Origin of the sequence: Oscillibacter valericigenes (assembly GCF_021531915.1) — a bacterium.
GTDB classification, from domain to species: domain Bacteria; phylum Bacillota; class Clostridia; order Oscillospirales; family Oscillospiraceae; genus Oscillibacter; species Oscillibacter valericigenes_A.
Genome location: NZ_JAFBIV010000009.1, coordinates 1 through 24,754 on the forward strand (window position 1 = coordinate 1; position 24,754 = coordinate 24,754).

Annotated in this window: 32 protein-coding genes and 1 pseudogene; 23 read left to right on the forward strand and 10 right to left on the reverse strand. The window is 61.2% G+C overall.

Going from position 1 to position 24,754, the window contains the following annotated elements:
• Nucleotides 1-444: 444 nt before the first annotated feature.
• Genes JQM66_RS07470 through JQM66_RS07490 form a run of 5 tightly spaced genes read right to left on the reverse strand, consistent with a single transcriptional unit; the run spans nt 445 to nt 2,643 of the window.
• Nucleotides 445-744, reverse strand: a complete 300-nt coding sequence (locus JQM66_RS07470) for an LPS biosynthesis protein (RefSeq protein ID WP_235229257.1) — start codon at nt 742-744, stop codon at nt 445-447.
• Nucleotides 741-1,460, reverse strand: a complete 720-nt coding sequence (locus JQM66_RS07475; protein ID WP_235229258.1) for an MBL fold metallo-hydrolase — start codon at nt 1,458-1,460, stop codon at nt 741-743. The genes JQM66_RS07470 and JQM66_RS07475 overlap by 4 nt, the downstream gene beginning before the upstream one ends.
• Nucleotides 1,457-1,768: a YbjQ family protein gene (locus tag JQM66_RS07480; RefSeq protein WP_235229259.1), complete on the reverse strand. Its 312-nt coding sequence runs from the start codon at nt 1,766-1,768 to the stop codon at nt 1,457-1,459. Before JQM66_RS07480 ends, JQM66_RS07475 begins: the two co-directional genes overlap by 4 nt.
• Complete coding sequence (locus JQM66_RS07485; protein ID WP_235229260.1) at nt 1,749-2,012, reverse strand: hypothetical protein; 264 nt, start codon at nt 2,010-2,012, stop codon at nt 1,749-1,751. The genes JQM66_RS07480 and JQM66_RS07485 overlap by 20 nt, the downstream gene beginning before the upstream one ends.
• The gene (locus tag JQM66_RS07490) at nt 1,993-2,643 is read right to left on the reverse strand and encodes a MerR family transcriptional regulator (protein ID WP_235229261.1); all 651 of its coding nucleotides are present in this window, start codon (nt 2,641-2,643) and stop codon (nt 1,993-1,995) included. The genes JQM66_RS07485 and JQM66_RS07490 overlap by 20 nt, the downstream gene beginning before the upstream one ends.
• 118 nt (nt 2,644-2,761) lie before the next feature.
• Between JQM66_RS07490 and mutY the strand changes: the two genes are divergently transcribed.
• The 14 genes from mutY (at nt 2,762) to JQM66_RS07560 (ending at nt 10,854) form a co-directional block, all read left to right on the forward strand.
• A complete protein-coding gene (mutY, locus tag JQM66_RS07495) occupies nt 2,762-3,844 on the forward strand; it encodes an A/G-specific adenine glycosylase (RefSeq protein ID WP_235229262.1) in 1,083 nt (360 codons plus the stop codon).
• A complete protein-coding gene (locus tag JQM66_RS07500) occupies nt 3,841-4,572 on the forward strand; it encodes a hypothetical protein (protein ID WP_235229263.1) in 732 nt (243 codons plus the stop codon). The genes mutY and JQM66_RS07500 overlap by 4 nt, the downstream gene beginning before the upstream one ends.
• Before the next feature lie 20 nt (nt 4,573-4,592).
• A complete protein-coding gene (locus tag JQM66_RS07505) occupies nt 4,593-4,829 on the forward strand; it encodes a hypothetical protein (protein WP_235229264.1) in 237 nt (78 codons plus the stop codon).
• Entirely contained in the window at nt 4,816-5,004 is a 189-nt protein-coding gene (locus tag JQM66_RS07510) for a hypothetical protein (protein WP_235229265.1), read from the forward strand. The genes JQM66_RS07505 and JQM66_RS07510 overlap by 14 nt, the downstream gene beginning before the upstream one ends.
• A gap of 2 nt (nt 5,005-5,006) precedes the next feature.
• Nucleotides 5,007-5,480: a PF20097 family protein gene (locus JQM66_RS07515; RefSeq protein WP_235229266.1), complete on the forward strand. Its 474-nt coding sequence runs from the start codon at nt 5,007-5,009 to the stop codon at nt 5,478-5,480.
• Between the two features lie 3 nt (nt 5,481-5,483).
• A complete protein-coding gene (locus tag JQM66_RS07520; RefSeq protein WP_235229267.1) occupies nt 5,484-6,071 on the forward strand; it encodes a thymidine kinase in 588 nt (195 codons plus the stop codon).
• Nucleotides 6,068-6,940: a radical SAM protein gene (locus JQM66_RS07525; RefSeq protein WP_235229268.1), complete on the forward strand. Its 873-nt coding sequence runs from the start codon at nt 6,068-6,070 to the stop codon at nt 6,938-6,940. The genes JQM66_RS07520 and JQM66_RS07525 overlap by 4 nt, the downstream gene beginning before the upstream one ends.
• A complete protein-coding gene (locus JQM66_RS07530) occupies nt 6,940-7,443 on the forward strand; it encodes a hypothetical protein (RefSeq protein WP_235229269.1) in 504 nt (167 codons plus the stop codon). The genes JQM66_RS07525 and JQM66_RS07530 overlap by 1 nt, the downstream gene beginning before the upstream one ends.
• A gap of 107 nt (nt 7,444-7,550) precedes the next feature.
• Nucleotides 7,551-7,919: a YegP family protein gene (locus JQM66_RS12845; protein WP_235229270.1), complete on the forward strand. Its 369-nt coding sequence runs from the start codon at nt 7,551-7,553 to the stop codon at nt 7,917-7,919.
• A gap of 10 nt (nt 7,920-7,929) precedes the next feature.
• Nucleotides 7,930-8,151 carry a hypothetical protein gene (locus JQM66_RS07540; RefSeq protein WP_235229271.1) on the forward strand — a complete coding sequence of 74 codons (222 nt, stop codon included), beginning with the start codon at nt 7,930-7,932 and terminating at the stop codon, nt 8,149-8,151.
• Nucleotides 8,152-8,457: 306 nt separating this feature from the next.
• On the forward strand, nt 8,458-9,084 hold the full coding sequence (locus JQM66_RS07545; RefSeq protein WP_235229272.1) for a flavodoxin family protein: 627 nt from the start codon (nt 8,458-8,460) through the stop codon (nt 9,082-9,084).
• 120 nt (nt 9,085-9,204) lie between these two features.
• Nucleotides 9,205-9,699 carry an RNA polymerase sigma factor gene (locus JQM66_RS07550; protein ID WP_235229273.1) on the forward strand — a complete coding sequence of 165 codons (495 nt, stop codon included), beginning with the start codon at nt 9,205-9,207 and terminating at the stop codon, nt 9,697-9,699.
• A gap of 8 nt (nt 9,700-9,707) precedes the next feature.
• Nucleotides 9,708-10,541: an RsiV family protein gene (locus JQM66_RS07555; RefSeq protein WP_235229274.1), complete on the forward strand. Its 834-nt coding sequence runs from the start codon at nt 9,708-9,710 to the stop codon at nt 10,539-10,541.
• Between the two features lie 10 nt (nt 10,542-10,551).
• Nucleotides 10,552-10,854, forward strand: a complete 303-nt coding sequence (locus tag JQM66_RS07560) for a hypothetical protein (protein ID WP_235229275.1) — start codon at nt 10,552-10,554, stop codon at nt 10,852-10,854.
• Between the two features lie 41 nt (nt 10,855-10,895).
• On the opposite strand, the gene JQM66_RS07565 is transcribed toward JQM66_RS07560, so the two are convergent.
• Both JQM66_RS07565 and JQM66_RS07570 read right to left on the reverse strand, forming a co-directional pair.
• Nucleotides 10,896-11,930 carry a putative ABC transporter permease gene (locus JQM66_RS07565; RefSeq protein WP_235229276.1) on the reverse strand — a complete coding sequence of 345 codons (1,035 nt, stop codon included), beginning with the start codon at nt 11,928-11,930 and terminating at the stop codon, nt 10,896-10,898.
• A gap of 27 nt (nt 11,931-11,957) precedes the next feature.
• Complete coding sequence (locus JQM66_RS07570) at nt 11,958-13,475, reverse strand: YifB family Mg chelatase-like AAA ATPase (protein ID WP_235229277.1); 1,518 nt, start codon at nt 13,473-13,475, stop codon at nt 11,958-11,960.
• Between the two features lie 54 nt (nt 13,476-13,529).
• Between JQM66_RS07570 and JQM66_RS07575 the strand changes: the two genes are divergently transcribed.
• The 3 genes from JQM66_RS07575 (at nt 13,530) to JQM66_RS07585 (ending at nt 17,828) form a co-directional block, all read left to right on the forward strand.
• Nucleotides 13,530-13,724: a hypothetical protein gene (locus tag JQM66_RS07575; RefSeq protein ID WP_235229278.1), complete on the forward strand. Its 195-nt coding sequence runs from the start codon at nt 13,530-13,532 to the stop codon at nt 13,722-13,724.
• 99 nt (nt 13,725-13,823) lie between these two features.
• Nucleotides 13,824-17,360: a pyruvate:ferredoxin (flavodoxin) oxidoreductase gene (nifJ, locus tag JQM66_RS07580; RefSeq protein ID WP_235229279.1), complete on the forward strand. Its 3,537-nt coding sequence runs from the start codon at nt 13,824-13,826 to the stop codon at nt 17,358-17,360.
• Nucleotides 17,361-17,534: 174 nt separating this feature from the next.
• Nucleotides 17,535-17,828, forward strand: coding sequence for a cysteine-rich small domain-containing protein (locus JQM66_RS07585; RefSeq protein WP_235229280.1), 294 nt, complete (start codon nt 17,535-17,537; stop codon nt 17,826-17,828).
• 102 nt (nt 17,829-17,930) lie between these two features.
• On the opposite strand, the gene JQM66_RS07590 is transcribed toward JQM66_RS07585, so the two are convergent.
• Nucleotides 17,931-18,830 carry a LysR family transcriptional regulator gene (locus JQM66_RS07590; RefSeq protein WP_235229281.1) on the reverse strand — a complete coding sequence of 300 codons (900 nt, stop codon included), beginning with the start codon at nt 18,828-18,830 and terminating at the stop codon, nt 17,931-17,933.
• Nucleotides 18,831-19,310: 480 nt separating this feature from the next.
• Between JQM66_RS07590 and JQM66_RS07595 the strand changes: the two are divergent.
• A pseudogene (locus JQM66_RS07595) lies at nt 19,311-20,024 on the forward strand (class I SAM-dependent methyltransferase); the annotation flags it as partial.
• 98 nt (nt 20,025-20,122) lie between these two features.
• Here the strand turns inward: JQM66_RS07595 and JQM66_RS07600 are convergent.
• Together JQM66_RS07600 and hemW are read right to left on the reverse strand one after the other, a co-directional pair.
• Complete coding sequence (locus tag JQM66_RS07600) at nt 20,123-20,764, reverse strand: DUF1847 domain-containing protein (protein ID WP_235229283.1); 642 nt, start codon at nt 20,762-20,764, stop codon at nt 20,123-20,125.
• 30 nt (nt 20,765-20,794) lie between these two features.
• On the reverse strand, nt 20,795-22,006 hold the full coding sequence (gene hemW / locus JQM66_RS07605; protein ID WP_235229284.1) for a radical SAM family heme chaperone HemW: 1,212 nt from the start codon (nt 22,004-22,006) through the stop codon (nt 20,795-20,797).
• Nucleotides 22,007-22,121: 115 nt separating this feature from the next.
• On the opposite strand from hemW, the gene spoVAC reads away from it, so the two are divergent.
• The 5 genes from spoVAC to JQM66_RS07630 all read left to right on the forward strand — a co-directional run bounded on the left by spoVAC (nt 22,122) and on the right by JQM66_RS07630 (nt 24,754).
• A complete protein-coding gene (gene spoVAC, locus JQM66_RS07610; RefSeq protein WP_235229285.1) occupies nt 22,122-22,565 on the forward strand; it encodes a stage V sporulation protein AC in 444 nt (147 codons plus the stop codon).
• Nucleotides 22,566-22,846: 281 nt separating this feature from the next.
• A complete protein-coding gene (locus JQM66_RS07615) occupies nt 22,847-23,593 on the forward strand; it encodes an SDR family NAD(P)-dependent oxidoreductase (RefSeq protein ID WP_235229286.1) in 747 nt (248 codons plus the stop codon).
• Nucleotides 23,594-23,651: 58 nt separating this feature from the next.
• Nucleotides 23,652-24,041, forward strand: coding sequence for a rhodanese-like domain-containing protein (locus tag JQM66_RS07620; protein WP_328284121.1), 390 nt, complete (start codon nt 23,652-23,654; stop codon nt 24,039-24,041).
• Nucleotides 24,042-24,115: 74 nt separating this feature from the next.
• Nucleotides 24,116-24,421 carry a thioredoxin gene (gene trxA, locus JQM66_RS07625; protein ID WP_235229288.1) on the forward strand — a complete coding sequence of 102 codons (306 nt, stop codon included), beginning with the start codon at nt 24,116-24,118 and terminating at the stop codon, nt 24,419-24,421.
• A 12-nt stretch (nt 24,422-24,433) separates the two neighbouring features.
• Nucleotides 24,434-24,754, forward strand: a complete 321-nt coding sequence (locus JQM66_RS07630; RefSeq protein WP_235229289.1) for a rhodanese-like domain-containing protein — start codon at nt 24,434-24,436, stop codon at nt 24,752-24,754.

Below are 24,754 nucleotides of genomic sequence, written 5' to 3' on the forward strand. Positions count from 1 at the left end.
TTTCGATTCCGCCCCCACACCCCCTAACGACACAAAGGGGAGGGGCCGCAGCCCCTCCCCTTTGGATTCCCCTCCCGGGAGTGGGGAGCGGCAGCGGAAAGAGAAGCAATTCCATTCGTTGACCACCCCGAAAGCAAGCCAGTACTCCCAAATGCGGGGAAGCAATTCCCTGTTCCGCCAGGGTATAGCGCACCCGGTAGGAGACTATCAAGTTACATGGGCACCGGCCACGACGACCCCCGTATTGCGGTCAACTTGACACAAAGATGTCAAGTTGATCCGCCCAAGCGGTTTCTCTTTGGACCGTGAACGGCCCGTTTCTCTTTGTCAAGACAAAGAGAAATGGGGGGTTCATCCCCCGTGCGCCCCGGCAGGGGCGCGATTCCCGCGCCGCAAAGCGGCGCCCCCCGTTCCTGTGGAAGGGAGGCGATGGGCGGACAGGCTTTACTTGTGCGCCTCCTCATAGGCATGAAGCGTCCCCTCCGTCATGAGGGACAGCTTATGCAGCCGCTCGTTCACCATGTCCCACATGCACATGGGCAGATGGTCCCGGTGGCCCCGGTGCAGCGTCACGCACTCAAAGCAATTGCCATGGTGAGGACAGGCCTCCTTGCAGGGGCAGTGGTCACCACTCTCCCGGACCTGCTTCAGGAATTCCTTCTTGATGGCCATGGCCTCCTTGCGATGGCCCTCCCGGTCCAGGTCGTTCTGCCGGATGGCCAGCTCGTTGCCGTCGATTTTCATACATCGTCCTCCTCAAATGTAAAGATTTGCTCTGTTCTGTTAACGCACACAGTTTGACGTTTGAATGTAGTATAGCACGACAAAAACTTCTTTGTAAAGCCGAAATCGCCCCACTGGTGCATGGGCAGGAAGCGGCGGATGTCTGCCAGCTCCAGAAAGTGCTTCGGGCCCCGGAAGCCGTCCGCTCCCAGCCGGGGGTCCAGAGGCAGCATGGCGATGTCCATGCGCCGTCCCCGGAGGGGCTCCGTGTACCGCTTGAAATTGACCTCCATGTTCCGGTTCCAGCCGGGATCTTCACCCTCCCAGTGCCACCAGTTCAAATCCCCGGCATGAAAGACGGCCTGCCCGTCTGCCGTCACCAGGAACGCCACTCCCTCGTCGGTGGAGGGAAAGGTCTCCACCGTCACGCCCGGCAGGGGGGAGAGGGTGTCGTGCTTCCCCGTACGGACGCACCGGGCGGCGGTCTCTTCGGTCAGTCCCCATTTTTCCAGATTCCGGGGTGTCAGGCGGATGTCGCTGCCCAGCAGGAAGGCGTCGGCGTCCAGGGCGAATATTTCCGGCTTGAAGTGGTCCTCGTGGCGGTGGCTGGAAAAGACCAGAAGGGGGACCCCCGGCCGCAAAGCCGGGAGTTCCCCTTTCCACCAGTCAAACAGCAGCGTCACGGACGGCAGCTCCACCAGGAAGCCGCTGTGGTCCAGAAAGGTGACCCGCGTCATACGAACTTGACGGCGGTGCCGTAGGCCACCACCTCGGCGGCGCCCTGCATGACGGAGGAGGAAGCGTACCGCATCCCCACCACGGCGTCGGCCCCCAGGGCCTCGGCGGCCTCTACCATCCGCTTGGTGGCGATGGCCCGGGCTTCGTTGAGCATCTCCGTGTAGCCCACGATCTCGCCGCCCACCAGGGTCTTCATGCCGGCCATGAAATCACGGCCGAAGTTTTTGCTGTACACCACGGTCCCCTTCACCACATCCAGGGCCTCAAAGGCCTGACCGGGGATGGTCTCAATACTGACGAGCTTCATATTCTTCTCCTCCTTGAATTTCTTTCAAACGGCTCCGCAGGCTCAGGGCCAGCGGTACCAGACAACACAGCTCCACAAGGGCCAGCACCAGCAGCACCGTGGACAGCGCCCCCTCCGGGCACCACATCCACCGGGCCAGCAGCAGTACAACAGCGGTGAATACCAGCCATCCGCCGCTGACCAGGGCCGACAGGACGGCCTGCCGCCGGGCGGCCCGGATAAACTCAGTATTTTTTGACGGCATCTTCATCCCCCTTGCCGATCTCCCGCAGCCGCTGCACCAGGGCGATGACCACGCCCAGGATCACCACGCCGGGGATGGCGATGAACAGCGCCAGCAGCGGCAGGGGCGGCGCGCCGGCCGGGTCCGTCTCAAAGGCCCACAAAAAGAGCCAGATGAGCCCCGCCATCAGAATGGCCATGACGATGGCGGCCACCACCGGGGCCACATACCGCCGCTTCATATCCAGCTTCTGTTTATCCATGAATGTTGTTCCCTCCTGTTCCATCTGCTCCATCCGCTCCAGCAGCGACTGGGCGTCCAGAGCTTCCAGCTTTTCGGCGCAGTCCGTCAGTCCCGCGCACAGCTGGGCGGCGGAGCGCAGGTTCTCCTGCTCCCGCTCCAGGGTCACCAGGTGGCGGCGCATGCCGTCCCCCACGGTGCGACTGCCGGTCTGCATCTGGCGGATCTCCTCCAGAGGGAAGCCCAGCTTCCGCAGCAGCTTGATGCGCCGCAGGGCGTCCACCTCGGCCTCGCCGTAGTCCCGGTAGCCGTTGTCGCTGTTGCGGCGGGGGGTCAGAAGGCCCTCGGCCTCGTAAAAGCGGATGTTCTTTTTGGTGATGCCCACCAGGGCCTCCACCTCGTTGATCTTCAAGCCGCTCACCTCGTTTCTGCTGTCAGCGTACACCTTCCAGAAGGGGGAAAGTCAAGCGTTTTTCAAAATTTTTTCGGCGGGGGTGGGAAAGCCCCCGGACCTGTGGTATGATGATACCATGAATGACTTGGATTTGACAACTGAAAAGCTGCCGGCGGCCTTCACGCCGCCGCTGCTGGCCTGGTACCGGGCCAACGCCCGGGACCTGCCCTGGCGGCACACCCGGGACCCCTACCGCATCTGGGTGTCGGAGATCATGCTGCAGCAGACCCGTGTGGCGGCGGTGTTGGGCTATTACGCCCGGTTTCTGGAAGCCTTCCCCTCGGTGGAGGCTTTGGCAAACGCCCCGGAGGAGCGGCTGATGAAGCTGTGGGAGGGCCTGGGCTATTACAGCCGTGCCCGGAATCTGCAGAAGGCGGCGAAAGCCGTGGTGGAGATGGGCGGTTTCCCGGATACCTACGACGGATTGTTGAAGCTGCCCGGCATCGGGGACTATACCGCCAGCGCCATCGCCGCGGCGGCCTTCGGGCGGCGGGAAGCGGCGGTGGACGGCAACGTCCTGCGGGTGGTGACCCGCGTCACCGACTGCCACGACGATATTCTGGACCCGAAAACCAAGAAAGCTATCCGGGAGCAGGTGCAGGCCGTCATGCCCACCGGGGAAGCGGATATCCGCATTTTCTGTCAGGCCACCATGGAGCTGGGGGCCACGGTCTGCGTGCCCAACGGGTCGCCCAAATGTGAGGTGTGCCCGGTGCGGGAGCTGTGCCTGGGCCGCATCCGCGGCACGGCGGAGAGCCTGCCGGTGAAGAAGCCCAAAAAGGCCCGGAAGATCGAAGAAAAGACGGTATTTTTGCTGCTGCGGGAGGGCCGGGTGGCCCTGTGCCGCCGCCCGGACACCGGCCTGCTGGCGGGACTGTGGGAGTTCCCCAACGTGGAGGGGGCTTTGGACGAGAAAGCCGCCCCGGCCCAGGTGACTGCCTGGGGGCTGGAGCCGAAGCAGTGGAAGAACAAGCTGACGGCGAAACACATCTTCACCCATGTGGAGTGGCACATGACGGGGTATACATTGGAGGTGGCCGGGGACGGCCCCGAAGAATGGGAATGGGTGGACCCGGCAGGCCTGGAGGCCCACGCCGTCCCCTCGGCCTTCGCCCGCTACTACGCAGAAGCGAGGGAACAATTGGGAGAGCAGAAATGACAGATAATCGGCTTTTCGATATGGCACTGCTCCTGATCCTGGCGGTGCTGCTGGTGCTGATGTGGCGCTGGCTGGTGAAGTGGGGGCGGGAGACGGCGGAAAAGCAGTACAGGGCTGACGATGGGGCGGTGCTGCCCCACATTCCGGAGGTGGCTTTGACGCCTCTGGACGATACTCCCGACGGCCCGGTGCCCTTTGGATATAAAATGGGGTGGCTGGCGGCGAAGTGTGAAGCCCCCTGCCGGCTGATGGAGGCCTTGGACCTCCGGGACCCAAAGCCCGCCAACTGGACCACCGGTCTTGCCCATGCGGGATATCAGGGCCGGGTGTTCGTGTCCCCGGCCCTGGACGGCTATGTGCTGGCAGTGGGCCTCTGGGCGGAGGACCTGGAGGACGTGCCGGGAAGAACGGAACGCTTGGTGGACAGCTTCCCGGAGGTGCTGCTCTTTGGGACTCACCGCATATCGGACTACCATTATTGGACAAAATACGTAGACGGGAAAGTGGTCCGGAATTATAACTGCCAGGATGCCGGAGTAGTGAGGGACGAAGGAGACCTGACTCCGGAGGAACTGGCCTTGGGCTTTGAACGCTTCCCCAGAGCGGACCGGGAGAGCGGCTGGTTTCCTGGCGAGGAGGATGTCCTGGACATTGCCGCCGCTTGGGGCGTGGACCCCAGATTTCAGAGGAAGACATACCCGCCCTCCGTGGGCTGGGTCTGTGACTGATGCACGAAAGGAGAAGTTCTATGGGATGGTTGCTTGGACTGCCCCTGGGCATTTTCCGGGTGCTGTTCAGCCTTGTGATGCTGGCCCTGCGGCTGGCGGTGCCCATTGTCATCATCGTGGTGATCGTGGTGCTGTACCGCCGGAGCAAGGGCACCTCTGCGGAGCAGCCCCGGCAGGAACAGCCAAAGGAACCGGAGTTTGACGGCCCGGTGTACACCGTGGACTACGAGGAAGTGGACGAGGATGAAGCTCCTTAATATTTTACTGGTCGTCCTGCTGTTGCTGCTGGTGCGGAAGCTGGCGTGGTGCCTGCGGTGGCTGTGGTGCTACTACCACGGAAGGGAGACCCCAGAACCCATTTCCTTCGTTCCGGGGCGGACGGGAGAGACCTTTGAGGGCCACGTCCGGCAGGCCCGGGACGAGGAGGACTGACCATGGCGTTCTGGAAGAAAAGCGAGGACCCCTGGGATATCGACCCTGCCAAACAGCGGCGCTCTGTGCCGGTGAAGGAAGAGGAGAAAGGCCCCGGCCTCTTGGACCAGTTCCAGGACTGGAACGAGGCTCGGAAAGAGGAGAAGGCCCGGAAGGAGCAGCCGCTGCCGCCCATGACCTGCCCCTGGTGCGGCAAGGAGATGGAGCCTGCATATTTGAACGGCGGACGGGATGGGGTATACTGGCATAAGGAGCGGCCCGAAGTGTTATTCGGCAATCTGGAAGCCGAAAGGCTGGACACGGACGGCACCTTCTGGAACCGGTATAAGCTGGCGTGGTATTGCCCGGCCTGCCGCAAGCTGGCGGCGGACCTGCCGGATGCGCCAGACACTCCGGAGAGCCGGACCCAGCAGGAATACATAGACGAGCTTCGCGGATACGCGGAGCAGGCAAAACAGAGAGAGGGAGAGCACTGACTGATGGCACAACTCTATTTCAAATACGGAGCCATGGGCTCCAGCAAAACCGCCAACGCCCTGATGGCTCGGTTCAACTACGAGGAGCGGGGCCAGCAGACCCTATTGGTAAAACCCCGGCTGGACACCCGGGACGGCGACCACATGGTGGTCTCCCGCATCGGGCTGAAATACCCCTGCATCTACTTCGACGAGATGCGCCAGCTCACCATTATGGAATTGCAGCAGAACGCCTGCATCATCGTGGACGAGGCCCAGTTCCTGACGAAAGAGGAGGTCATGTACCTGGTGTACATCGTGGACGACCTGGGCATCCCCGTCATCTGCTACGGCCTGCGGGCGGACTTCAAGGGGGACCTGTTCCCCGGCAGCGAGGCGTTGCTGGTGATGGCGGACAAGCTGGAAGAGGTGAAGACCATTTGCTGGTGCGGCAAGAAGGCCATGTTCAACGCCCGGTTTGACAGCACCGGAAAGGTCCTCAAGGAGGGCGCGCAGGTGGTGCTGGGGGCCAACGACCAGTACATCGGCCTGTGCCGCAAGCACTGGCGGGAGGGCAACCTGGGCCCGGACTTCGATGTGGGGAAGCTATGATCTGCAATTTGTGTCCCCGGAACTGCGGGGCGGAACGAACGGAAACAAAACGGGGCGGCGTGTGCCGCCAGCCCAGCCTGCCGGTGGCCGCCAAGGCGATGCTGCACCAGTGGGAGGAGCCGTGTCTCGTGGGGGACCACGGGGCCGGGACCGTGTTTTTCTCCGGCTGCAATCTCCGGTGCTGCTTCTGCCAGAACGGCCCCATCTCCCAGGGGGAGGTGGGCAGGCCCATCACAGCGCAGCGCCTGCGGGAGATTTTCCGGGAGCTGATCGCCCAGGGGGCCGCCTGTCTGGACCTGGTCACCCCCACCCACTTTACACCCGTCATTCTGGAAGCCCTGGGGGACGAGCCCTGGCCGGTGCCGGTGGTGTGGAACTGCGGCGGGTATGAAAAGCCCGATACTTTACGGCTGCTGGAGGGCAAGGCCCAGGTGTACCTGCCGGACCTGAAATACGCCCTGCCAGGGCCTGCGAAAAAATACTCGGCGGCGGAGGACTATTTTGAATGGGCCAGTCAGGCCATTCTGGAGATGTTCCGCCAGACGGGGCCTTATCAAATGGAGGGCGGCCTGCTGAAAAAGGGCGTCCTCATCCGGCACCTGATTCTGCCGGGAGAGCTGGAAAACACCCGGCGGGTGATCGACTGGGTGGCGGAAACGTTCAAGCCTGGCGACGTGCTGTTCTCCCTCATGAGCCAGTACACCCCCCAGCCGGGAGCGACGGGGAACCTGAGCCGCCATGTGACCCGGGCGGAGTACCGGGCGGCGGCAGAATATATGGAGAATTGCGGCATCACCGACGGCTACACCCAGGAACGGACCTCGGCCAGGGAGGAGTACACCCCGGATTTTGATTTGCGGGGGATTTGATGATGAAGGAAAAACGAAAAGATAGTTGGTTTTGGGCTGTGCTGGTGATTTTACTGGCGGCAGTTGTGGGGACGGTCATCTGGCTGCTGTTTCCCCGGCCCCTGGCGAAACTGGTGGATACCTCCGCACCGGTGGAGCTGCGTATCCAACGGTATGATGGGGAAAATACGGAACTGACGGCGGAGCCGGGAACGCCTGAGATGGAGGCCCTGGCGGAGGTGCTGGCACGGCATACCTACCACCTGCACTGGACCGCCCTCTTTGGCAGCACAGGGGTCCAGTCCTATGTGTCCGACACCTACCGGATTTTATATGATGACATGATGATCCGGGGGACAGGGGAGCGGAGCTGCCAGTTTGGAGGGGAACTGACCTGGTTTAAGCAGAGGGATGCGTCTGACCCGGAGGGCAAACGGGACCGCGTTCTGCTGCTGGACCATTGGGGACGGACCAGGGGCGATGATCTTCGCCGGGAGCTGCTGGCTGCCCTGGAGCAGAATTGATCTCCCTAAATCGACAAATCTGGACAAAAATGCCAAAAAATCTGTTGCAATCGCGGTGTGGTTCGTGTAACATGGTGCCATCATCCATTATATAGGAGGTACATGGCATGGGTAAATTCGTGATCCGCAAGACCAACACGGGTATCAAGTTCGACCTGAAGGCCGGCAACGGCGAGGTCATTGCCACCTCTGAGGTCTACTCCTCCGAGGAGTCCTGCCGCAAGGGCATCGCCAGCGTGCAGAAGAACGCGCCGGTGGCCGCTGTGGAGGACCAGACGGTGGAGGGCTTCGCCGCCGAAAAGCACCCCAAGTTCGAGATGTACACCGACAAGGCCGGGGAGTTCCGCTTCCGCCTGAAGGCCACCAACGGCCAGATCGTCGCCGTCAGCGAGGGCTACAAGGCCAAGGCCAGCTGCGTCAACGGCATCGAGTCCGTGAAGAAGAACGCGGTGGACGCTCCTGTGGAGGAAGTGTGAGGGCCGGACTGTGACGGATATCAAGGAAAAGATCGAAGAGCTGGCCGAGAAGATCATGAAGGACACCGCCCTGCAGGCCCAGTTCAAAAAGGACCCCGTGAAGGCGGTGGAGAAGCTGCTGGGCGTGGACCTGCCTGACGACGTGATCGACAAGGTGGTCAAGGGTGTGCAGGCCAAGATCTCCGTGGACAAGGTCTCCGGCGCCGTGGACGCTCTGAAAAAACTGTTTTAATGTTGCAAAGCCGCATCCGGTATTCCGGATGCGGCTTAGTCTGTCGATAAACCCGAAAATCTTGCGCGACGGGAAGGAAGATAGTTACGAAAGAAACCCAGGAGGGGTGTCTTTCGTTTTTAATCATAAGTTTTTCTGAACTTGAAAAGTTCAGAAAAACTTGCGGCAGCTTGTCGAAAAGACTTTTTCGACAAGCTGAGCCGTATCCGATGTTTTCGGATACGGCTTTTCTTGGTTGCCAAGCCCCGGCGGATACGGTATAATCATCTGGAAAACATCCAATTACATCATCAGGAGGGTCCATTTATGAAAATCGTCGCGATCAACGGCAGTCCCCGGAAGAACGGCAACCTGGCGCAGCTGCTGGAGGTGGTCCGCAAGGAGGTGGAGGCCGCCGGTGTGGAATTTGAGGTGCTGCAGCCCGGCGCCAACGTCCGCCCCTGCATGGCCTGCTACAACTGCCTGGACACCGGCAGCCTCCGCTGCGTCATGAAGGACGACGGCGTCAATGACATCATCGCCGCCTGCTGCGAGGCCGACGGCATCCTGCTGGCCTCCCCAGTGTACCACGCGGGCATCGCCGGCAATATGAAGTGCGTGCTGGACCGCATGATGCTGGCCGCGGGCTGCGGCGTGAACCAGTTCCACCACAAGGTGGGCGGCGCCCTGTGCACCCTGCGGCGCAGTGGCGGCAGCGAGACCTATCACCAGCTGCTGGCCACCATGGACTGCATGGAGATGGTGCTGGTGACCTCCGACTACTGGGGCGCGGCCCACGGCGCCGACCCCGGTGAGGTGATGGGCGACACCGAGGGCCTGGACGTGGCCGCTCAGCTGGGCCGCAACATGGCCTGGATGGTGAAGGTCCTGGCGGAGAGCAAGGTGCCCGTGCCGGAGCGGGGCCACCGGGCCATGACCAACTTCATCCGCTGATTTTTTTCGAAAGGCTGTCACCTTTTGACGCCCGGGAGCATCTATTTATATGACCGGTCATTCGGGGATGCGATGATTCGTCGTCGCGTCCCCCTTTTCAAGGAAGGAGCAGACCACTGGATGTTCAAACCACAGGAAGTTTTGGATAAGGAGGCCTTCTGCACCCAGGTCATCGCCTGCCAGGAGACCATGTTCCGCACGGCCAAGGCCATCCTCCGGCAGGACCAGGACGCCGAGGACGCGGTGCAGGAGGCTATCTGCACGGCCTTCGCCAGCCGGGATTCCCTGCGGGATGTCCAGCGGTTCAAGCCGTGGATCCTGCGGATCCTGACCAACAAGTGCTATGATCTCTGCCGCAAGCGGCGGCCTACCGTGGACCTGGACGAAGTGTCGGACCGGCTGTCGTCGGAGGGCCTGGACCACGACCAGCGGATGACCCTGTGGCAGGCGGTCCTGTCCCTGAGCGACGACCTGCGGGTGACCGTCACCCTGTTCTACTACGAGGGGCTTTCCGTGCGGGAGATCGGGCAGGTGCTGGGGATCAGCGAGGCGGCGGTGAAAACGCGGCTGTCCCGGGGACGGGCGCGGCTGCGCCTTCTGCTGGAAGAGAAATGAGGTGCAACATGGATCAGTTTGATGAGATGCTGAGACGACGGGCGAAGGAAGAGCCCTTCCCTCTGCCGGAGGATTATGCCGGACGGGTCTTTCAGACCTGCGCCGCCCTGGAGGAGACCAGGCCCCGGAAGCGGAGCCCCTACCGCTGGACGGCCTGGGCCGCGGCGGCCCTGGCACTGTGCATCGCGGTGCCCAACGTGTCCCCGGCGGCGGCCGCCGCACTGGAGGATGTGCCGGTGCTGGGGGCCATCGTGCGGGTGGTGACCTTCCGGAACTACGTCTACGACGACGGCTTCCACAGCGCGGATGTGTCCGTGCCGGAGCTGGCGGGGAGCCAGGCCGCCCAGGTGGTGAACGACCAGGTGCAGACCTGGACCGACCGGCTCATGGAGCAGTTCCAACAGCTCTGCGCCGACATGGGGGAGAGTTACGGGGACCTGACGGTCACCAACTCCGTGGTGACGGACAGTGACACCTGGTTCACCCTCCGGGTGGACGCTGTGGAGACCCAGGCCAGCGGTTACCAGTTCAGCCGCTTCTACCACATCGACAAGGCAACCGACCAGGTGGTGACGCTGAAAGACCTGTTCCGGGAGGACGCGGACTGGTCCGCCGTTCTCACCCGGGAGGTGCGGCGTCAGATGGAGGAGCGGATGGCCGCGGACTCCGGTGCCTCCTATTTCCCGGAGGAGCTGACGGAGATCGGCCCGGACCAGAACTTCTATTTCAATGAGAGCGGGGAGCTGGTGCTGGTGTTCGACGAGTACACCGTGGTCCCCGGCTCCATGGGGATGCCGGAGTTCGCCATCCCGGCGGAAGTATATGAGACCTTGCGGAAATGAGGAAAATCAGATGAAACGGATATTTGCGTGCCTGCTGGCGGCGGTGCTGCTGCTGGCCTGCGTCGGCTGCGGCGGAAAAAAGACCGAGACGGCGGAGGAAAAGACCCTGACCGGAACCCTGGACGAGGTGAAGGACTTCATGTTCGTGGTGACGGACAAGGACGGCGTCAGCTACGCCCTGAACTTCGAGAAGAAGCCTGAGGGGCTGGCGGATGTCAGCGTGGGGGACAGCGTGACGGTGACCTACACCGGGGAGCTGTCGGAGATCGACCCCTTCACCGGGACCATCCTGCGGGTGGAACCGGCAAAATAAATGCAGACGAAAAGCCGCGCCTTTTGGTGCGGCTTTCGCTGTTATTTGCGGTCGTCCAGCTTCCGCAGGGCGTCCATGGCCTCCTCGAAACCCCTGGCGATGGCGGAGGGGTGGGCCCGCAGGATGCGCAGGGACCGGTGGTAGGTCCTGGCGGTGCGCTCCCGGACGGCGTGCTTGCGCTCCCGGACCTTTTCGATGGCGTCGTTCAGGTCCTCCCGGCGCTCGGCCAGCCGCTCCGCCGTCATGTCCGGCAGGTCCTCCAGGTGGTCCCGGCAGGTCTCCAGGGCGTCGGCGATGGTGTCCAGAATGTCCAGCTTCACAGCGGCGCGGCGGCGGAGACGATCCTCAAGCCGCTCCTGACGGCGTTCGGACCGCTCCTCCCGGGCCTGGCGCTGTTCGGCCAGCTCCGCCTCCACCCGGCTCTGCAGCAGCCGCTTTTCCAGCGCCGTCTTTTCCCGGAATCGGCGCAGGTCGTCCTCCGCGAAGGCGGCGGCCACCTCGGCCCGCCTGGCAAGGCGCCGCAGGTCCTCGTTTTCCTCCGTCAGCCGGGTCAACATATCCCGCAGGTCCAGAGCGGCCTGGACGGACCGGACCACGTCCACGGTGAAAGCGGCGGTCAGCGCCAGGGCCAGGGGGTCCACCAGCCAGGCGGGCACATCCGCCAGCAGCCGGGCGATGGGCGGGTGGATGAACCGCACCAGCAGGATGGAGAAGAAGCCCCAGGCGATGGAGCTGGAAAGGCAGATGTGGCCGTCCAGATTGAACTTCTTCTTGGAGTAGTCCCAGTAGCGGACCTTGAATATCCGTTCCATGACGGCGCCGGTGACGTATTCCAGCGCCGTGGCGGCCAGCATGCCCAGCAGCCACACCAGAGCCAGGTTCCCCGCCGCCGGCAGGGTGACGAAGAGGATGATGATGGCGCCGGAGCCGTAGATGGGCAGCAGGGGACCGTGGAGGAAGCCCCGGTTTACCCAGTGGCGCTGGCAGAGGGAGACGTAGCAGCTCTCCCACACCCAGCCGCAGAAGCAGTAGAAGAAAAACAGCAGGACCCACTGGCCTGTGGTATAGACGTGCATGAAAACTCCTCCTGAGGAATAGGGGTATTAGCCCTTTAATATATCCGTGTTGCGGTATTGGATGGCTTCCGCAAGATGGGCGGCGCCGATGGCTTCTTCGCCGTCCAGGTCCGCGATGGTGCGGGCCACCCGCAGGATGCGGTCGTGGGACCGGGCCGTCAGGCCCATGCGGGCGAAGGCGCTTTTCATCAGGGCCTCCCCGGCGGTGTCCAGACGGCAAAATTCCCCGATCTGGGCGGGAGTCATGTGGGCGTTGCAGGCGGTGCCGGTGCCGGCGAACCGCCGGGTCTGGATGGCCCGGGCAGCGTCCACTCTCTTTTTCACGTCGGCGGAGGACTCCGGGATTTCTTTCCGGCGCATGGCCTCGTACTCCACCGAGGGGACGTTCACATGGAGGTCGATGCGGTCCAGCAGGGGACCGGAGATCTTCTCCACGTACTTCTCCACCTCCCGGTCGGAGCAGGTGCACTTGCCGGAGGGGTGGCCCCGCCAGCCGCAGCGGCAGGGGTTCATGGCGCACACCAGCTGGAACCGGGCGGGCAGGTGCAAGGTGCCGCCGGCCCGGGCCACCGTCACCTCGCCGTCCTCCAAAGGCTGGCGCATGGCCTCCAGCACGTCCCGGTGGAATTCCGGCAGCTCATCCAGGAACAACACGCCGTTGTGGGCCAGAGAAATTTCTCCGGGCCGCATGGCGGGACCGCCGCCAGCCAGAGCTGTGGCTGAGGCGGTGTGGTGGGGACTGCGGAAAGGGCGGCGGGTCAGCAGGGGGTGTCTGGGGTCCGCCATGCCCGCCACGGACCAGATGCCGGAGGCCTCCAGCGCCTCGGCGCGGCTCATGTCCGGCAGGATGGAGGGCAGTCGCTTGGCCAGCATGGACTTGCCCGCGCCGGGGGAGCCGATGAGCAGCAGGTTGTGGCCGCCGGCGGCGGCGATCTCCAGCGCCCGCTTCACGTTTTCCTGGCCCATGACGTCCCGCAGGTCCGGCAGGGGACTGTCATCCTCCTCCGGCTCCCAGACGGCAGCGGGGGACAGGGGGACTTCACCCCGGAGGTGGGATACCAGGCTATGCACGTCCGGCACGCCGTAGACCGTCAGGCCGCCCGCCAGGGTGGCTTCGGCGGCGTTCTCCGCCGGAACGAACAGCTGGCGAATGCCCGCCCGTCTGGCCGCCATAGCCATGGGCAGCACGCCGGAGACGCCCCGCAGGGCGCCGGTGAGGGACAGCTCTCCGAGGAAGGCGGCGTCGGCGGGCAGGGGCGGCACCGCCTCGGAGGCCGCCAGGATACCCACGAAGATGGGCAGGTCATAGACCGTGCCAGCTTTTTTCTGTCCGGCGGGAGCCAGATTCACGGTGATGCGGCTGACGGGGAACTTGGCCCCGCAGTTCTTCACCGCCGCCCGGACCCGCTCCCGGGCCTCCCGCACGGCGGCGTCCGGCAGACCCACCACGTCAAAGGCCGGCAGGCCGCCGGAGAGAAAGCACTCCGCGCTGACCTCGTAGCCGGTGATGCCGCTGAGCCCCAGGGAACGCACTGTCACTACCATAAAACTGCCGCCTCCTGCATATACTTGTCCGGCTGCCCTTCGGCGCCGGAGCATATGGAAAAGATATTGCGAAAAAAAGAGAAAAAAGGATCTGTATTTCATAGAGAATATCACGTTTTGACGAAAAAGGGAACCCTGCCGGGGGAAATTACCCAAAGAAAGAAATCGGATTTTGTCTCTTCCGCAGAAAAAGAAAATTTTTGTGCAAAAAATAACAAAGCGCAGGTTTACAGGCGGAATTCCGCGTGATATAATTGGGACGCATGAGAATTCGGGGGAGAGAGTCCGAGTTTCGTGTTTTGGTAAGCTTGCTGCCGTGGGGCAGCGATTTATAGGAGGTAAGAGTTTATGGCAAGAAAGTTCAAGTCCATGGACGGTAACAATGCCGCTGCATACGTCAGCTACGCATTTACCGAAGTGGCGGGTATCTTCCCGATCACCCCGTCCTCTCCCATGGCAGACTTGGTCGACCAGTGGTCCGCCGCTGGCCAGAAGAACATCTTTGGTACCACCGTCAAGGTCTGCGAGATGCAGTCCGAGGCCGGCGCTTCCGGTACCGTCCACGGCTCCCTGGCCGCCGGTGCTATGACCAGCACCTACACGGCTTCCCAGGGCCTGCTGCTGATGATCCCCAACATGTACAAGATCGCCGGCGAGCTGCTGCCCTGCGTGTTCCATGTTTCCGCCCGTACCGTCTCCACCCACGCCCTGAACATCTTCGGTGACCACTCCGACGTCATGGCCTGCCGTCAGACCGGCTTCGCCATGCTGTGCGAGGGCAGCGTGCAGGAGGTCATGGACCTGAGTCCCGTGGCCCATCTGGCCACCATCGAGGGCCGTGTCCCCTTCATCAACTTCTTCGACGGTTTCCGTACCTCTCACGAGATCCAGAAGGTCGCCGTGTGGGATTACGAGGACCTGAAGGAAATGTGCGACATGGACGCTGTCGAGGCGTTCCGCAAGCACTCCCTGAACCCCGAGCGTCCCTCCATGCGCGGTTCTCACGAGAACGGCGATATCTTCTTCCAGCATCGTGAGGCCTGCAACCCCTACTACGAGGCCCTGCCCGCCGTGGTGGAGAAGTACATGGACAAGATCAATGCCAAGCTGGGCACTGATTACAAGCTGTTCAACTACTACGGTGCTCCCGACGCCGAGCACGTCATCATCGCCATGGGCTCCATCTGCGACGTGGCCGAGGAAGTCATCGACTACAAGCTGGCCCAGGGTGAGAAGGTCGGCCTGATCAAGGTCCGCCTGTATCGTCCCTTCGCCGCCGACCGTCTGCTGGCTGCCATCCCCGCAACCTGCAAGAAGATCGCCGTACTGGACCGCACCAAGGAGCCCGGCTCCCTGGGCGAGCCCCTGTACATGGACGTTGTCACCGCTCTGGCCAACGCCGGCAAGACCGACATCAAGGTCATCGGCGGCCGTTACGGTCTGGGCAGCAAGGATACTCCTCCCCGCAGCGTGTTCGCTGTCTATGACGAGCTGAAGAAGGACGACATGAAGCGTCAGTTCACCATCGGCATCGTGGACGACGTGACCAACCTGTCTCTGGAAGAGAAGCCCGCTCCCGGCGTGGCTCCTGCCGGCACCATCGCCTGCAAGTTCTGGGGTCTGGGCGGCGACGGCACCGTTGGCGCCAACAAGAACTCCACCAAGATCATCGGCGACCACACCGACAAGTACATCCAGGCCTACTTCCAGTATGACTCCAAGAAGACCGGCGGCGTGACCATCAGCCACCTGCGCTTCGGCGACAAGCCCATCAAGTCTTCTTACTACATCAATAAGGCTGACTTCGTGGCCTGCCACGTGCCCGCCTACATCACCAAGGGCTTCCCCATCGTCCGCGACGTGAAGCCCGGCGGCACCTTCCTGATCAACTGCCAGTGGGACGACGCCGAGCTGGCTGAGAAGCTGGACGCCGCTTCCAAGCGCTACATCGCCAACAACAACATCCAGGTCTACACCATCAACGCCATCGACCTGGCCAAGGAAATCGGCATGGGCAAGCGCACCAACACCATCCTGCAGTCCGCCTTCTTCTCCCTGGCCAAGGTCATGCCTGAGTCCGAGGCCATCCAGTACATGAAGGACGCTGCCACCAAGTCCTACTCCAAGAAGGGCATGGACGTGGTCGAGATGAACCACAAGGCCATCGACGCCGGCGCCACCGCCTACAAGAAGTTCGAGGTTCCCGCCGACTGGGCCAACGCTCAGGACGTGACCGAGGACGTGAAGCTGGCCGGCAAGGCTGAGCTGGTGGAGCAGGTCAAGACCATCCTGAACCCCGTGGGCCGCATGGACGGCGACAGCCTGCCCGTGTCCGCCTTCACCAAGCACGTGGACGGCCAGTTCGAGCTGGGCGCTGCCGCTTATGAGAAGCGCGGCGTTGCCGTCTCTGTTCCCACCTGGGACGCCACCAAGTGCATCCAGTGCAACAACTGCGCTTATGTCTGCCCCCACGCCACCATCCGTCCCTTCGCTCTGACCGAGGCTGAGGCTGCTGCTGCCCCCGCCGCCGCCAAGATCGTGGACGTCAAGGCCGGCAAGGGCAAGGGCGTTTACAAGTACACCATGGCCGTGTCTCCTCTGGACTGCATGGGCTGCGGCGTCTGCGTGGGTGTCTGCCCCGTCAACGCTCTGACCATGGTCGCTCAGGAGCAGGAAGCCGCTCAGCAGGATGTGTTCAACTACTGCGTGGCTGACGTTGCCGAGAAGAAGGACATGCAGGACAACACCGTCAAGGGCAGCCAGTTCAAGCAGCCCATGCTGGAGTTCTCCGGCTCCTGCGCCGGCTGCGCCGAGACCAGCTATGCCCGTCTGATCACCCAGCTGTTCGGTGACCGGATGTACATCTCCAACGCCACCGGCTGCTCCTCCATCTGGGGCGGCCCCGCTGCTACTTCTCCCTACTGCACCAACAAGGCCGGCCACGGTCCCGCCTGGTCCAACTCCCTGTTCGAGGATAACGCCGAGCACGGCCTGGGCATGTTCCTGGGTCAGGACGCCATCCGCAACAGCCTGATCGACAAGCTGGCCGCCATGGCTGCCGACGACGCCACCCACGCTGACGCCAAGGCTGCTGTCCAGGCCTATCTGGACACCAAGGACGACGGCGCCGCCAACGGCCCCGCCACCGAGGCTCTGATCGCTGTCCTGGAGCAGGGCGCCGCCGCTGGCTGCCCCACCTGCAAGGACATCCTCTCCAAGAAGGAATACCTGGCCAAGAAGTCCGTCTGGATCTTCGGCGGCGACGGCTGGGCCTATGATATCGGCTTCGGCGGCGTGGACCATGTCCTGGCTTCCGGCAAGGACGTCAACGTCTTCGTCTTCGATACCGAGGTCTACTCCAACACCGGCGGTCAGGCTTCCAAGTCCTCCAACATCGGCCAGGTGGCTCAGTTCGCCGCTGCCGGTAAGGAGACCAAGAAGAAGTCTCTGGCTGAGATCGCTATGAGCTACGGCTACGTCTATGTGGCTCAGATCGCCATGGGCGCCAACCCCGCTCAGACCCTGAAGGCCATCCAGGAGGCCGAGGCCTATCACGGTCCCTCCCTGATCATCGCCTATTCTCCCTGCGAGATGCACAGCATCAAGGGCGGCATGATGAACTGCCAGCAGGAGATGAAGAAGGCTGTGGAGTGCGGCTACTGGAACCTGTTCCGGTTCAACCCCGCTGCCGAGGGCGCCAAGTTCACCATGGACTCCAAGGAACCCAAGGGCGGCTATCAGGAGTTCCTGATGAACGAGGCCCGTTACAGCCGTCTGACCCGCGAGTTCCCCGAGCGCGCCGACCGTCTGTTCAAGGAGAACGAGACCGAGGCCATGGCCCGCTATCAGCACCTGCTGAAGCTGAAGGCCATGTACGAGGCCTGATCTCCCGGCGTCTGTGTCTCTGGCATAAACCTATAAAAGAGCGGACCGCGAAAGCGGTCCGCTCTTTTTGGGTTCCGTGGGCAAACGAGGCCCGTTTACAACCAGCGGAGAATGTGTTATATTGTGTGAAACTGCCGGGGCGATCCCGGCGGAACCGTAATGGGGGTGTGTGCCATGAGCGAAGAGAAGAGACCCTACTGGGTGGGAAAGCATTTTTCCTTTTTCAGCAATCGGGAGTGCGAGTATTTTCCCTGCCATAAGGGGGTGGACCCGGAGGAATTCAACTGCCTGTTCTGCTACTGCCCCCTGTACGCCCTGGGAGAGGACTGCGGCGGCGGCTTTCGGATTTTGGAAAACGGCGTGAAAGACTGCAGCGCCTGCACGCTGCCCCACCGAAAGGAAAACTACGGGAAGATCACGGGAGAATTCCAGCGGATCGTGGATACCTTCCGCAAGAAGCCGGATTAAAAAGAGAATAAGAGATGAAACGACCCATCGCCTGCTGACGGCAGGCGATGGGTTTTCTTTCGGGCATATCCGGCCCTGCGGGCGCATATGGTGATAGCGGTCTTACAGCATCTGTATAAACGCACGGGCCTCCGGGGAGAGCTGGGAAGCAGGGTTCCAGACCAGGCAGACCTGGGGAACGATGGAGATGGTGTCCAGCCGCCGGATGACCAGCCGGGGGTCGGTGTTCAGCGAGGCGGAGGTGAAGGGGGCAATGGCGATGCCGATGCCCGCCTGGGCCCAGCTGAGGGAGGACTGGATCTCGCCGTTTTCACAGATGATGTGGGGGGTAAAGCCCTGCTTGCGGCAGAGGCTCACCAGCATCTCCCGGTAACGCTGATGAATGACCAGGGGCTTGCCCTGCAGGTCCCCCAGAGGGATGATGTCGCTGTCGTTTTCACTCTCGTAATAGCCGTTGAAGAACTGGGGCAGGGCGATGGCGGCAAAATAATCGTTCTCCCCCTCCTTCAAAGCGGGATGGTGGATGGGAATGGACCGGAAAGTGGACAGGTTGAAGGGTTCCCGTACAAAGCCCAGCTCGATCACACCCTCCTGCAGGTCCTTCAGGACGGTGTCCGTGCGGCCCTCCCGGACCTGAAAGTTGACATAGGGGTAGTCCCGGCAGAAGCGGGCGATGATGCCCGGCAGCAGCCGGTTGTTGATGGAGCCGATGGAGCCGATCCGCAGGGTGCACTCCTTTGTGTCGGAAAATTTGTGAAGGTCGTGGGTGGTCTCCTTCAGGAACGCCATGATGACCTTTGCCCGCTCCTGCAGCAGCAGGCCCTCCGGCGTGATCTCCAGTCCCCGCTTGGTGCGATTGAACAGGGGGACCTCCAATTCATCCTCCAGCGCTTTTAGCTGCATGCTCAGGGGCGGCTGGGAGATATTCAGCATCTGTGCGGCCTTGCTGACGCTGCCCATCCGGGCGATTTCCAGGAAATATTCCAACTGCTTGAATGTCATTTGCGGGCCACCTCACTTTTGGAAATAAAAGTTCATATAAAAAACATATGTCAAAACAGGGGGGAATTGAAGAAAAATGTATTTGAGAGGAACAGACAACTGTGATACTATTACCGTAAAGATTCCAGTTCGTGTCTGCTGCAAATGTGAAAAATGTCAAAATTCATAAAGACGATGTATTTTTGAAAGAATAACGAGGCAGTTCGACAAAAATATACCCGTCTGCTGATCGCGCACCACAAGATATAGTATTCCCGTCAAGGTATATGGTTTTGCAATACATGAGATGCGAAATGGATTCAACATTCCTGAAATACTGCCGCAATAAGGGAACATTTTTTAAAGTATAGCATACATCGGGCGTGTTTGCTACACAAAATTCAGGAAATACCTGCCGAAGCGGTTTTATGGACGGAATGCAATTACAACAACAGGAAAAAGAGGGAGGAAAATTATGTCTAACGAAGAGAAGACCGTCAAGAAGAGCTAATGCTGCATTTGAAGGAATACCTGTCCCATGTAAAGCCCGGCATCGCCCTGGACGTGGGTACCCGTTTCGGCGAGTTCGCCTTCACCCTGGTGGAGGCCATGCCGGAGGGCTCCCGCGTCATCGGCATCGACTGCGACGCCGCCACCGTGGAGCAGGCCAAAGAGAAGTCCGCCGGCAAGGGCGTGGAGTTCCAGGTGGGCGACGGCGCCCATCTGGATTTCGCGGATGGCTCCGTGGAACTGGCCGCCATCTCCAACACCCTGCACCACATCGAGAACTACGACGCCGTGCTGGACGAGCTGGTGCGGGTGCTGCGTCCCGGCGGCACCCTGCTGATCAACGAGATGTTCTCCGACAACCAGAACGAGGCCCAGCAGACCCACTTTGCCCAGCACACTCTGGAGGCTAAGCTGGACATGATCTCCGGCGGCTTCCAGCGTCCCACCTGGAAAAAGGACGAGATCCTGGCCATCCTGGATCGCCTGCACCTGAAGGACGTGCAGGTGCTGGAGATGCTGGAGGAGGAGAAGATGGACCGGAAGCTGGCGGAGAAGACCCCCAAACTCACCGCCGCCGTGGAGAAAAAGGCCGCGGGTCATCCCGACTTCGACGCCCTCATGGCCGAGGCCAGGGAGATCCAGGCCCGGGTGGAGAAAACCGGCATCCAGCGCTGCACCCAGCTGGTCTACATCGGTAGAAAGTAAGCGCTGCCGCCCGGAAGGGCGATCCCGCACAAAACAGGGAACAGACTGAACGACAGAGAAAACCCGCTCCGCCTTTACCGAAGGGCGGAGCGGGTTTTTCATTCAGAGTCCCCGGCATAGGGGAACAGCCGGGGCTTCATATAGCCGTCGGCGCAGTGGATGGCCCCTATGGGGTTGTGGGCCAGGGCCCGGTCCTTCACCACCAGGGTGGTCACCAGGGCGTCGGAGTATTTGTAGAACATGCTGTCGTGGCCCACGCAGAGGCCGAAGACCACATTCAGCTCCGTTTGCGCCTCGTTCAGCAGCTTGGCCTGCAGGATGGGGTTGCACATAGGCTCAAAGGCGCCGGGGCCCCGGACCTGCTTTTCAATGCCCACGGCGGGCTTGGGTACGTGGCCCGTCTTGCACATGACGGAGACCACCTCCAGGCCGTTTTTCCGAAGAATATCGGCGGCGGTCCGGGCCTCCTTGTGGAGCCCGCCGCAGAAGGCCAGGCCGATTTTTTTGTAGCCCATGGCGTGGCACAGCTCCACGATCTCCCGGATGCGGGGCCACTGGCCGTAGCCCTCGGCCTCGATCTCGGAGCATTTGACGTAAAATTCATGGTTCTCCGGCAGGAAATACTCCGGCTGGGGAGTGTCCATGGTGTCCGGATGGAGCCCCATGGGACAGTTCTGGGGCAGCTGGTCCGGGTGCTCCTGGCGGCAGGCTTTGACGGTGCAGTGGGCGCAGGTATACATGATGGAATTTCCTCCTTTACGGTGTGCGGTTCAGTCCAGCCGGACCCGGAAGTCCCCCCGGGCGGCGGCCTCTGTCCGGCGGCGCTTGTCCTCCGCCAGCACGTCCAGCATCCCGCCGATGATCTGGTTGGACACCAGAAAGCCCTTGGGCGTCAGGTGCCAGCGGTCCTCCTCATAAACGGCGTAGCCCGCCTGTTCGCATTGGGTCAGGAAGGGCAGGAACATGGAGAAGCGGCGGCGGAACCGCTGCTCGAAGACCTTGGGGTCCAGGCCCCGGACGGTCCGCAGCCCCAGCATCAGCCATTCCGTGTCCCGGTCCATGGGCGGGATGCGGTCGTTTTCCGACAGCATGGGGGTCCCCTCCCGGACGCCCCGGATGTAGCCCGCCAGGTCCTTTTCATAGGCGTAGCGGACATCGCCGAAGTCCGAGTGGGCGCCGGGGCCGAAGCCGGCGTACTCTCCCAGGGTCCAGTATTTCAGGTTGTGCCGGGATTCCCGCCCGGTGCGGGCAAAATTGGAGATCTCGTACTGGAAATAGCCGAATCGCCGGAGGTAGTCCACGGTGTAGAGATACATATCGGCCTGCTCGTCATCCCCCGGCAGACCGGCATCGTCCCGGCGGGTGTAAAGGGGCGTCCCTTCCTCCACCTTCAATCCATAGCAGCTGAGATGGTCCGGGGCCAGGTCCACGGCGGCGGCCAGATTGGCGGCCCAGCGGTCCTGGGTCTGGTGGGGCAGGCCGTAGATCAGGTCCAGGGACAGGTTGTCAAAGCCCGCCTTCCGGGCGGCCTCCACGGCGGCGCGGACCTGGTCCATGGTGTGGACCCGGCCAATTTCCCGCAGTTCTTCATCGCAGGCGGACTGCATCCCCAGAGAGACGCGGTTGAAGCCCGCTTTCCGCAGGGCCTTCAGGGCCTTTTGATCCCCGGCGGAGTCCGGGTTGGCCTCCAGGGTGATCTCGGCGTGCCGGTCCACCCGGTATTTTTTCAGGATGGTTTTCAAGATCTGGACCAGCCGCTTCTCTCCCAGATAGCTGGGGGTGCCGCCGCCGAAGTAGACGGTGTCCACGGTGTGCCCGGCGGCAAAGGGGGCCGTCTCCGTCAGGTGGGCGCAGAGAGCGTCGGTGTAGTCGTCCATGAGCCCCTCGTTCCCGGAGAGGGAATAGAAGTCGCAGTAGGCGCACTTCTGCTTGCAGAAGGGAATATGGACATACAGGCCCAGGGGCTTGGCGGCGGTTTTCATAGGTGTTTCCTCCCAAATCGTGCTGGGTATAGTGTACCGCCTTTGGCCTGCCTTTTCAAGAAATACATATTTTGAAATGCGGGGGGACATACTGGATGGGAAAGGAAGTGTTTCCATGGATATGACCCCCAAGGAATACCAACAGTACGTGAAGGAGAAATCCCAAAAGTCCCCCATCCTAAAGGACGTGGTCCTGGCCTTCATCATCGGCGGGCTGATCTGCGTGGTGGGCCAGGCCATCCAGAACGGCTGGAGCGCCGCGGGACTGAACGAGGAGGACGCCGGCACCGCCACCTCCTGTACCCTGGTGCTGCTGTCGGCCCTGCTGACGGGCTTCAACCTGTACAGCAAGCTGGCCCGCTTCGGCGGCGCCGGGACTCTGGTGCCCATCACGGGCTTTGCCAACGCCGTGGTGTCCCCGGCCATCGACTTCAAAAGCGAGGGCTTCGTCACCGGCATGGCGGCCAAGATGTTCACGGTAGCAGGACCCGTCATCGTGTTCGGCACGCTGGCCAGCGCGATCTACGGCGTGATTCTCATGTTATTGCAGAGCTTTTAGAACAATTTTGCCCACTTCGTAATCGACGAAGTGGGCATTTTTTGTATGTCTATTGTAACTCGTAAGGCCAAACAGAAGCGAAAAGGCTCTTGAACTCCATGAAATGGGGGAGAAAGTTTCCTTGGAAACCTTTATATAGATGCTTATTCCAGTTTGACTAAGGTGCTTGTATGAAATCATCTGCCTGCAAGGGATGATCGATAAAATGTGATATTATCACGGAACGACCACACAGAATCTGTTAAGATACGGCCATAAACAAAAAGAAAGGCGGTCTGAATATGAGACTGAAAGATAAGGTTGCGATTATCACCGGCGGCAGCCGGGGCATCGGGTTTGCTACTGCGGACAAATTTCTGAAGGAAGGCGCTACCGTCATCCTGACTGCAAGTTCTCAGGCATCGGCTGATAAGGCTGTTGCACAGCTGCAAGAAAAATATCCGGAGGCAACCGTCGCGGGGATCAGCCCTGATCTGTCCAGTCTGGAATCTGTCCGTAATGCGTTCCGTGAAGCCACTGAAAGGTATGGTTGCGTGGATATTCTGGTGAACAATGCCGGCGTGTCTGAAAGCACCCCTTTTACCGAATATACCGAGGAGACCTTCGATAAGGTTATGAATCTGAATGTGAAAGGCGTGTTCAACGCCACACGGGCAGCCAGTGAGTGCATGGTGGCGCGGGGCGAGGGCGTTATTCTCTCCACATCCTCTATGGTCAGTATTTCCGGCCAACCCAGTGGCTTCGCCTATCCCGCGTCCAAGTTCGCAGTCAACGGCTTGACAGTATCCCTGGCCCGTGAGCTTGGTCCCAAGGGCATTCGGGTCAACGCGGTGGCTCCCGGCATCACGGAGACCGACATGATGAAGGCTGTTCCCAAGGAAGTCATCGAGCCGATGATCAAGCAGATCCCCCTGCGCCGTCTGGGCCAGCCGGAGGACATTGCAAATGCATTTGTGTTCCTGGCCTCTGATGAAGCATCCTATATTACAGGCGTGGTGCTGAGTGTGGATGGTATGGCAAGAACCTAAAAACAAACAAGGCGGCTGACACGCAGCCGCCTTGTTTTCAAAACACGGAGGAATGACCATGAAGAAAATCATACCCTTTTTGATGGCCCTGCTGCTTTTGGCCGGATGCGGAGCGCAGTCGGAGGAGAGCACCTACCGTCAGATCAACGCAGAAGAAGCCGCCGCCATGATGGAGGAGGAGAGCGGCTATCTCATTCTGGACGTCCGGACTGCGGAGGAATTCAGCGAGAAGCATATCCCCGGCGCCATCAATATCCCCAACGAGACCATCGGCACTGAAGACATCCCGGAGCTGCCAGACAAGGAGCAGCTGATCCTGGTATACTGCCGCAGCGGCAACCGCAGCAAGCAGGCGTCCGAAAAGCTGGTAAAGCTGGGTTATACCAACATCGTCGAGTTCGGCGGCATCAATGACTGGACGGGAGAGACCGTCAGCGGCGCTTTGTGACAATATCACGGAACTTGTATGAAATCCCGGTTATCATGGAGTCATCAAACAAGAGATCATAGGAGGACTTGCATATGTCTGTTATCCATATCAACAAGAATAATTTTCAGAATAAAGTTCTGAATTCTGAGAAACCCGTCCTGCTGGACTTCTGGGCGCCCTGGTGCGGCCCCTGCCGGATGGTCAGTCCCATTGTGGATGAGATCGCAGCCGAGCGCGGCGACATCAAAGTAGGCAAGGTCAATGTGGACGAGCAGCCGGAACTGGCCGCACAGTTCGGCGTTATGAGCATCCCAACCCTGGCGGTAATGAAGGGCGGCAAAGTCGTCAATCAAATAGTGGGCGCACGGCCCAAGGCGCAAATTCTGGCCATGCTGTGAGGAGGCTCAGGTATGGGATTCTTCGATTTCCTGAAAGGACCCGACATCAGTCAGGGTGTAAAAGAGTATCAGGCCACGCCCGGCGCTGTTCTTCTGGATGTCCGCACGCTGGAAGAGTACCGGGAAGGACATATCCCCGGCAGCAAGAATGTGCCGCTTCAGTCCCTTGACAAGGTGACCGGCTTCGTCAATAATCAAGATACGCCCGTGTTTGTCTACTGCCACAGCGGAGCCAGAAGCAGTCAGGCAGTCAGCGCGCTCCGGCGCATGGGATACACCAACGTCAAAAATATCGGCGGCATCGCCGCTTATGCAGGAAAGGTGGAACGATAA

Excerpts from the sequence above, each read along its gene's own strand:
- JQM66_RS07470 (WP_235229257.1), bottom strand. The coding sequence starts at position 744 with ATGAAAATCGACGGCAACGAGCTGGCCATCCGGCAGAACGACCTGGAC.
- JQM66_RS07475 (WP_235229258.1), bottom strand. The coding sequence starts at position 1,460 with ATGACGCGGGTCACCTTTCTGGACCACAGCGGCTTCCTGGTGGAGCTG.
- JQM66_RS07480 (WP_235229259.1), bottom strand. The coding sequence starts at position 1,768 with ATGAAGCTCGTCAGTATTGAGACCATCCCCGGTCAGGCCTTTGAGGCC.
- JQM66_RS07485 (WP_235229260.1), bottom strand. The coding sequence starts at position 2,012 with ATGCCGTCAAAAAATACTGAGTTTATCCGGGCCGCCCGGCGGCAGGCC.
- mutY (WP_235229262.1), top strand. The coding sequence starts at position 2,762 with ATGAATGACTTGGATTTGACAACTGAAAAGCTGCCGGCGGCCTTCACG.
- JQM66_RS07500 (WP_235229263.1), top strand. The coding sequence starts at position 3,841 with ATGACAGATAATCGGCTTTTCGATATGGCACTGCTCCTGATCCTGGCG.
- JQM66_RS07505 (WP_235229264.1), top strand. The coding sequence starts at position 4,593 with ATGGGATGGTTGCTTGGACTGCCCCTGGGCATTTTCCGGGTGCTGTTC.
- JQM66_RS07510 (WP_235229265.1), top strand. The coding sequence starts at position 4,816 with ATGAAGCTCCTTAATATTTTACTGGTCGTCCTGCTGTTGCTGCTGGTG.
- JQM66_RS07515 (WP_235229266.1), top strand. The coding sequence starts at position 5,007 with ATGGCGTTCTGGAAGAAAAGCGAGGACCCCTGGGATATCGACCCTGCC.
- JQM66_RS07520 (WP_235229267.1), top strand. The coding sequence starts at position 5,484 with ATGGCACAACTCTATTTCAAATACGGAGCCATGGGCTCCAGCAAAACC.
- JQM66_RS07525 (WP_235229268.1), top strand. The coding sequence starts at position 6,068 with ATGATCTGCAATTTGTGTCCCCGGAACTGCGGGGCGGAACGAACGGAA.
- JQM66_RS07530 (WP_235229269.1), top strand. The coding sequence starts at position 6,940 with ATGATGAAGGAAAAACGAAAAGATAGTTGGTTTTGGGCTGTGCTGGTG.
- JQM66_RS12845 (WP_235229270.1), top strand. The coding sequence starts at position 7,551 with ATGGGTAAATTCGTGATCCGCAAGACCAACACGGGTATCAAGTTCGAC.
- JQM66_RS07545 (WP_235229272.1), top strand. The coding sequence starts at position 8,458 with ATGAAAATCGTCGCGATCAACGGCAGTCCCCGGAAGAACGGCAACCTG.
- JQM66_RS07550 (WP_235229273.1), top strand. The coding sequence starts at position 9,205 with ATGTTCAAACCACAGGAAGTTTTGGATAAGGAGGCCTTCTGCACCCAG.
- JQM66_RS07555 (WP_235229274.1), top strand. The coding sequence starts at position 9,708 with ATGGATCAGTTTGATGAGATGCTGAGACGACGGGCGAAGGAAGAGCCC.
- JQM66_RS07560 (WP_235229275.1), top strand. The coding sequence starts at position 10,552 with ATGAAACGGATATTTGCGTGCCTGCTGGCGGCGGTGCTGCTGCTGGCC.
- JQM66_RS07565 (WP_235229276.1), bottom strand. The coding sequence starts at position 11,930 with ATGCACGTCTATACCACAGGCCAGTGGGTCCTGCTGTTTTTCTTCTAC.
- JQM66_RS07570 (WP_235229277.1), bottom strand. The coding sequence starts at position 13,475 with ATGGTAGTGACAGTGCGTTCCCTGGGGCTCAGCGGCATCACCGGCTAC.
- JQM66_RS07575 (WP_235229278.1), top strand. The coding sequence starts at position 13,530 with ATGGAAAAGATATTGCGAAAAAAAGAGAAAAAAGGATCTGTATTTCAT.
- nifJ (WP_235229279.1), top strand. The coding sequence starts at position 13,824 with ATGGCAAGAAAGTTCAAGTCCATGGACGGTAACAATGCCGCTGCATAC.
- JQM66_RS07585 (WP_235229280.1), top strand. The coding sequence starts at position 17,535 with ATGAGCGAAGAGAAGAGACCCTACTGGGTGGGAAAGCATTTTTCCTTT.
- JQM66_RS07590 (WP_235229281.1), bottom strand. The coding sequence starts at position 18,830 with ATGACATTCAAGCAGTTGGAATATTTCCTGGAAATCGCCCGGATGGGC.
- JQM66_RS07600 (WP_235229283.1), bottom strand. The coding sequence starts at position 20,764 with ATGTATACCTGCGCCCACTGCACCGTCAAAGCCTGCCGCCAGGAGCAC.
- hemW (WP_235229284.1), bottom strand. The coding sequence starts at position 22,006 with ATGAAAACCGCCGCCAAGCCCCTGGGCCTGTATGTCCATATTCCCTTC.
- spoVAC (WP_235229285.1), top strand. The coding sequence starts at position 22,122 with ATGGATATGACCCCCAAGGAATACCAACAGTACGTGAAGGAGAAATCC.
- JQM66_RS07615 (WP_235229286.1), top strand. The coding sequence starts at position 22,847 with ATGAGACTGAAAGATAAGGTTGCGATTATCACCGGCGGCAGCCGGGGC.
- JQM66_RS07620 (WP_328284121.1), top strand. The coding sequence starts at position 23,652 with ATGAAGAAAATCATACCCTTTTTGATGGCCCTGCTGCTTTTGGCCGGA.
- trxA (WP_235229288.1), top strand. The coding sequence starts at position 24,116 with ATGTCTGTTATCCATATCAACAAGAATAATTTTCAGAATAAAGTTCTG.
- JQM66_RS07630 (WP_235229289.1), top strand. The coding sequence starts at position 24,434 with ATGGGATTCTTCGATTTCCTGAAAGGACCCGACATCAGTCAGGGTGTA.